This window comes from Aequorivita sinensis (genome assembly GCF_006346335.1).
Taxonomy (GTDB): domain Bacteria; phylum Bacteroidota; class Bacteroidia; order Flavobacteriales; family Flavobacteriaceae; genus Aequorivita; species Aequorivita sinensis.
The window spans coordinates 75,630-81,629 of the sequence record NZ_VDMC01000011.1 but is presented as its reverse complement, the minus strand read 5'-3'; the positions used below and the strand labels follow the sequence as shown (position 1 = coordinate 81,629).

Annotated in this window: 4 protein-coding genes; 2 read left to right on the top strand and 2 right to left on the bottom strand. The window is 35.4% G+C overall.

All coding sequences use genetic code 11. The features are described 5' to 3' along the window. Positions 1-761: 761 nt before the first annotated feature. Entirely contained in the window at positions 762-3,119 is a 2,358-nt protein-coding gene (locus FHP04_RS11390; protein WP_139856266.1) for an HRDC domain-containing protein, read from the top strand. Between the two features lie 99 nt (positions 3,120-3,218). Here the strand turns inward: FHP04_RS11390 and FHP04_RS11385 are convergent, their stop codons facing one another. Continuing rightward, entirely contained in the window at positions 3,219-3,887 is a 669-nt protein-coding gene (locus FHP04_RS11385) for a ZIP family metal transporter (protein ID WP_139856265.1), read from the bottom strand. Then, the gene (locus tag FHP04_RS11380) at positions 3,887-4,618 is read right to left on the bottom strand and encodes a class I SAM-dependent methyltransferase (protein ID WP_139856264.1); all 732 of its coding nucleotides are present in this window, start codon (positions 4,616-4,618) and stop codon (positions 3,887-3,889) included. Before FHP04_RS11380 ends, FHP04_RS11385 begins: the two co-directional genes overlap by 1 nt. 58 nt (positions 4,619-4,676) lie before the next feature. On the opposite strand from FHP04_RS11380, the gene FHP04_RS11375 reads away from it, so the two are divergent. Then, a complete protein-coding gene (locus FHP04_RS11375) occupies positions 4,677-5,834 on the top strand; it encodes a THUMP domain-containing class I SAM-dependent RNA methyltransferase (RefSeq protein ID WP_139856263.1) in 1,158 nt (385 codons plus the stop codon). The last annotated feature ends 166 nt before the right edge of the window (positions 5,835-6,000 follow it).

Below are 6,000 nucleotides of genomic sequence, written 5' to 3'. Positions count from 1 at the left end.
GTGTGGGTGGTGATTGCAGCGTTACCAAAGTAACCCTGCAAGAACCGTTTTTACTCCTCAAGCCGCCTTCCTTTTTTTGAAACCTTTTAGTATTGGAGGTGATTAAGGCTTCTTTTGCCCTAAATTCAAAACTTTCTACTCGCCCACAGTGTGGGTGGTGATTGCAGCGTTACCCAAGTAACCCTGCAAGAACCGTTTTTAACTCCTTAAGCCGCCTTCCTTTTTTTGAAACCTTTTAGTATTGGAGGTGATTAAAGCTTTTTTTGCCCTAAACTCAAAACGTCCCACTCGCTCACAGTGTGGGTGGTGATTGCAGCGTTACCAAAGTAACCCTGCAAGAACCGTTTTTAACTCCTCAAGCCGCCTTCCTTTTTTTGAAACCTTTTAGTATTGGAGGTGATTAAGGCTTCTTTTGCCCTAAACTCAAAACGTCCTACTCGCTCACAGTGTGGGTGGTGATTGCAGCGTCACCTAAGTAACCCCGCAAGAACCGTTTTTAACTCCTCAAGCCGCCTTCCTTTTTTTGAAACCTTTTAGTATTGGAGGTGATTAAAGCTTTTTTTGCCCTGAACTGAAATAACAAATTACCGATTTAATCTTTTAGGACTGTAAAACTGATTTCTACTTATTAATTGTTTCAAGGCTAAATTAATATTGATGTAACCTATAACCTGTAGATTTTAATTACCAATTTTATTTCCACGCTATATTTATTATATTTAATAACCCAAATACACTAATCTCCTCCACAATTTTTAGTTATGATTGAAAATCCTGAAATCGATCTGGCTTGGAACTTCGTCAATTATACCGATAGGAATATTTTTCTGACCGGGAAAGCAGGGACGGGAAAAACTACGTTTCTACATAGATTAAAAACGGGTTCCTTAAAGAGAATGGCAGTTGTAGCACCCACCGGAGTGGCGGCTATCAATGCCGGAGGGGTGACTATTCATTCCTTTTTTCAGTTGCCATTTGGTCCCATCTTGCCCGAGTCTGCAAATGCGCAAAGCAATTCTTTCTCTAAAAAATTCAGTAAAAAGAAAATCAATATTATTAAGTCTTTAGATTTGTTAGTTATCGATGAAGTAAGTATGGTACGTGCCGATTTGCTCGATGGCATAGACCAAGTTTTGCGCAGGTTTAGAGATAGAAGCAAACCCTTTGGTGGCGCCCAGCTTTTGATGATTGGCGACTTGCAACAGCTTTCGCCAGTAATTAAAAACGATGAATGGCAGCTCTTAAAACAATACTACAATACAGGATTTTTCTTTGGAAGCAATTCGTTTCAACAATCGAATGCGCTTACCATTGAATTGAAACACATCTACAGACAGGAAAGTGAGGATTTTATAAAAATATTAAACGAAATTAGAAATAATTCCTTGACTCACGAATCTTCCGAAATACTCAACAAACGGTATATTCCCGATTTTTCTACACAAGACAGCACTGGGTATATTACTTTGACCACCCATAACAATAGAGCTGACAGAATAAATGCTGCAGAATTGAAAAAGCTAAAAGAGAAAAGCTTCATCTACGAAGCAGAAGTAGAAGAAAAGTTTCCCGAATATACCTATCCTACCCATTTAGAGCTGAAGCTAAAGGTTGGGGCGCAAGTTATGTTCGTTAAAAACGACAGCTCTCCGGAAAAGCGTTATTTCAATGGAAAGATTGGTACTGTGGTCGATTTAGACGAAGATGAAGTACTAGTGCGATGCCCCGGGGATGAATTTGATATTGTTACTAGCCCAGAAATATGGAAGAATATTCAATACTCCATAAATCCAGAGACAAAGGAAATAATGGAAGATGAAATTGGTTCATTTACACAAATTCCGCTGCGTTTGGCTTGGGCTATAACTATTCATAAAAGTCAGGGACTCACTTTTGAAAAAGTAATTATCGATGCCCAAGAAGCATTCGCACACGGACAAACCTATGTAGCTTTAAGCCGGTGCAAAACTTTGGAAGGAATCGTTTTAACCGGTCCGTTCTCTCGAAAAAGCATTATCAACAATCTGGAAGTTGCTTCCTTTAGTAAAAATGCCGAAGAGAACCAGCCAGATGCTTCTATTTTAGAAACTTCGCAGATAGCGTATCAACTTAACTTGATTAACGACATTTTTAATTTCCATCCTTTTCTACATCCGATTGGCAGAATTATAGATATCTACTTTAAAAATAAAGACAGCATTAACGGAAATTTACTCGATCAATTAACCATTTTAAAAGAAAAAGGAGTGACCGAGCTTTTAAAAGTTAATACGAACTTCCAAATTCAATTAAAAAATCTAAGTGAACACGAGGCTCCAGAAAATAATGTTCAGTTACAGGAACGCTTTAAAAAGGCAGTTTTTTATTTTGAAAAACACTTGCAAGATTTTATTATAAAACCTTTAGCCGACTTAAATTTTGCCACAGATAATAAAGCAATTAAAGAAGATATTACAAATCAGCTTAATAATTTGGAAGAATTGATAGTTGTAAAACAGTATTGCTTTAAAGGTTTAAAAGATGGTTTCAATACTTCGAAATACCTCAATTTGCGGGCTAAAGCTGCACTACAGGAAGTAGAAAAACCAAAACGCAAAAAATCCGACTTTAACGCTTCAACTGAAAATAATAAATTATTTGAATTACTGCGAGAACTCCGCACCATGTTTTCGGAACAAGAAGGTATTCCTCCCTATCAAGTTTTTACCCAAAAAGCGCTTTATGAAATGTGCGAAGTATTTCCCACAAACGTAAATCAACTGCGACAAATATCCGACATCGGAAAAGTTAGACTTAAAAAATACGGTGCGGCAATCCTGGAAGTAATTAATAATTACTGCGAAGAAAACGCAATGGAGCCAAAAAATGAAATCAAATTGGTTCCTAAAAAAAGTAAAACACAACAAATCTCCTTCAACTTATTCAAATCGGGAATGAGCATTGCCGAAATTGCTAAAGAACGAGGTTTTACCGTAGGAACTATTGAAAGGCATCTCAGCACTTTTCTTGCTACGGGTGAAATTGGAATCACCGAATTAATGCCTGTGGAAAAGTACCTCGAACTCAAAAAAATAATGGAAACCGAAGACTACAAGGGTTTTGGCGATTTAAAAAGCTAAATTGATGATAAATTCACTTATAGCGACTTACGAATGGTTGCCAATGCACTTCAACTCGAGATAGGCACGGAAACCTCAAGCCAATACTTCTAAAGTAAATTAAATAAAATAAGCAATGATTACAGCTAGGATAACTGCTGTCATTTTAGAAAGATTGAATTTATGGTTTTTAGAGCTTTCAAAAAGTATTGTTGTTGAAACGTGTAAAAAGATCCCTATCACAATCGCTGTGATTGGTGTTTCGTATTGATGGAAGAAGTCGTAATGAGTCGAGAGATAGTTCCCTAGAGGCGTCATTAAGGCAAAAAAGAATAGGAATAACAATGTAGTCGTTCTTTTATACCCAGCGGTTATAAAAAAGAAGGATAGAATGATGGCAACAGGCACCTTATGAATAATAATAGCCGTTAATAAATTGTTTTCTTCAGAAATTGGAAAACCTTCCATAAAGGCATGTATGCCTAAACTAATAAAAAGGACCCAAGGAAAATGTTTGTTTTCTGAATGAAGATGAATGTGTCCGTGTTCTGCACCTTTAGAGAAGAATTCTAGAAATAGCTGCAAGAGTATTCCGAGCATTATATATACTCCAATACTTTTAGAATGGTCTTCAAATACGTGTGGTAACAATTCAAAAACTGTTATAGATAAAAGAAATCCACCGCTAAAAGCTAGAAAAACTTCCATATTGCGCATTTCCTTTTTCTTTAAGAAAAGTGCGACTATGTAACCTATTACTACGGCTAAAAAAAGTAAAATATAATTCATTAGTTAAAAATCAGGATTAATCTTTCTGAGGTGTTTTCATCAAATTTATTGAGTTTGTAATCTCCAAAAACTGCTTTTAACGTTACTCCTGCCTTCTCAAAGTAGTCTTGAAAGTCTTCTAATCTTAATGCTTTTACTCTTTCAGTAAAATAATAGTCATCTCCTTCATCATTGAATCGGATATTTTTTATGATATAACCATCTTCAACATATTTTTCAATATCAAATAAGATTCCACCAATTTCTTTTTTTTCTGAAGGAACTAATTTTTTTATAGCTAAATCGACGTTTAAAAAGTCTATAACCCCATATCCATTCGATTTTAATTCAGATTTTATTGCTTTAATTGTTCTTAAGTTATCTTCTTCTTTTTCAAAATAACCAAAACTTGTATAAAGATTAAATACAGCGTCAAACTTTTTGGGATATGGTAAACACATATCGTGGACTTCAAAATGGAGCCTGGGTTTTTCGTATTGTTTAGCATAAGCAATACTTTCTTCAGAAAGATCTACTCCTGTTACATTAAACCCTTGTCGATATAAATATTTTGAATGTCTGCCTTTCCCACAGGCCAGATCTAGAATACTGTCGTTCTCTTTTAATTTTAAATAATTAGTAAGCGTGTTCATAAACAACGCCGCTTCTCGGTGGTCTCTATCTTTATAGAGAATATGGTAATATGGCGTGTTAAACCAGGAAGCGTACCAATTGTTTTTTTCTTTTTGCATAGTTATCGTTTCGCACTGCTAAAATACTGTATTTTTGCAGTAAAACTGATTATATATTATGGTAAAGAATTTTAAAATGGTAGCTAAGACCCTTTTCGGGATGGAAGAGCTACTGGCTCAGGAACTTCGTCAATTAGGAGCGTCTTCTATTGAATTAGGGACCCGAAATGTTTCCTTTGAAGGAGACACTGGCTTTATGTATAAAGCAAACTTATGCTGCCGTACTGCAATTAAAATTCTGAAGCCAATTACAGCCTTTAATATTTTCACAGAAGAAGATTTATACAAAAAAGTTTATGAGATGCCATGGGAAAACTATATGGACGTAAAAGGTTCGTTAGCAGTTAATGCTACTGTTTTTTCAGATGTATTTACACATTCTCAATATATCGCTTTAAAGACCAAAGATGCTATTGTAGATCGTTTTCGAGATAGGGAAGGTGTTAGGCCAGATGTAGATTTAGACCACCCTACCTTACGAATAAATGTACATATTGATCGTAATATCTGTACTATCTCATTAGACAGTTCTGGAGAGTCATTACACAAACGTGGTTATAAAGTAGAAAGTACTCTTGCTCCAATAAATGAAGTTTTAGCTGCAGGTATTTTAATGCTATCTGGTTGGCAAGGGCAGTGTGACTTTTTAGATCCAATGTGTGGGAGTGGAACTATGTTGACTGAAGCTGCAATGATAGCATGTAATATTCCACCTAATCTAAATCGTGAGGAATTTGGTTTTGAAACTTGGCCAGACTTTGATGTAGATTTATATGAGAAAATAGAAGAAGCAGCTCTTAAAAAAGTTCGTGATTTCCCTCATAAAATTTATGGTTTCGATTCTGATCCTGTTGCTGTTCATAAATCTAAGGAGAATATAAAAAGTGCAAATCTTCAAGAATTTATTGAGGTAAGACAACAAGATTTTTTTGAAAGTGAAAAACAGGGAGAAAAGTCGTTGTATATGGTTTTCAACCCGCCTTATGATGAAAGAATATCTGTGAATGATGTTCAGGAGTTTTATAGCTCTATCGGGAATACATTAAAACGTGGCTATCCTGGAACTCAGGCTTGGATGATTACTTCAAATATGGAAGCACTTAAATTTGTTGGACTTCGGCCTTCCAGAAAAATTAAGTTGTTCAACGGGAAATTAGAATCCAAACTTGTGCGTTATGAAATGTATGAAGGAAGTAGAAAAGCTTCTAAGCAGTAATTTTTTAGATCAATTTCTTTTTCAGGAAAATCTGACGTCATAAAAATTTAGTTTATTTCTAAGATATCGACTCGGTGATTATTAGAGAAATCGGTTATTGGCTTAGGAATAAGTTGATGATTGGAGTTTCTATTGAATACATTTTGCGACTCACTTCTTTGTTGTA

What these genes read in the sequence shown, in the direction of transcription:
- FHP04_RS11390 (WP_139856266.1), top strand. Translation starts at nt 762, where the DNA reads ATGATTGAAAATCCTGAAATCGATCTGGCTTGGAACTTCGTCAATTAT.
- FHP04_RS11385 (WP_139856265.1), bottom strand. Translation starts at nt 3,887, where the DNA reads ATGAATTATATTTTACTTTTTTTAGCCGTAGTAATAGGTTACATAGTC.
- FHP04_RS11380 (WP_139856264.1), bottom strand. Translation starts at nt 4,618, where the DNA reads ATGCAAAAAGAAAAAAACAATTGGTACGCTTCCTGGTTTAACACGCCA.
- FHP04_RS11375 (WP_139856263.1), top strand. Translation starts at nt 4,677, where the DNA reads ATGGTAAAGAATTTTAAAATGGTAGCTAAGACCCTTTTCGGGATGGAA.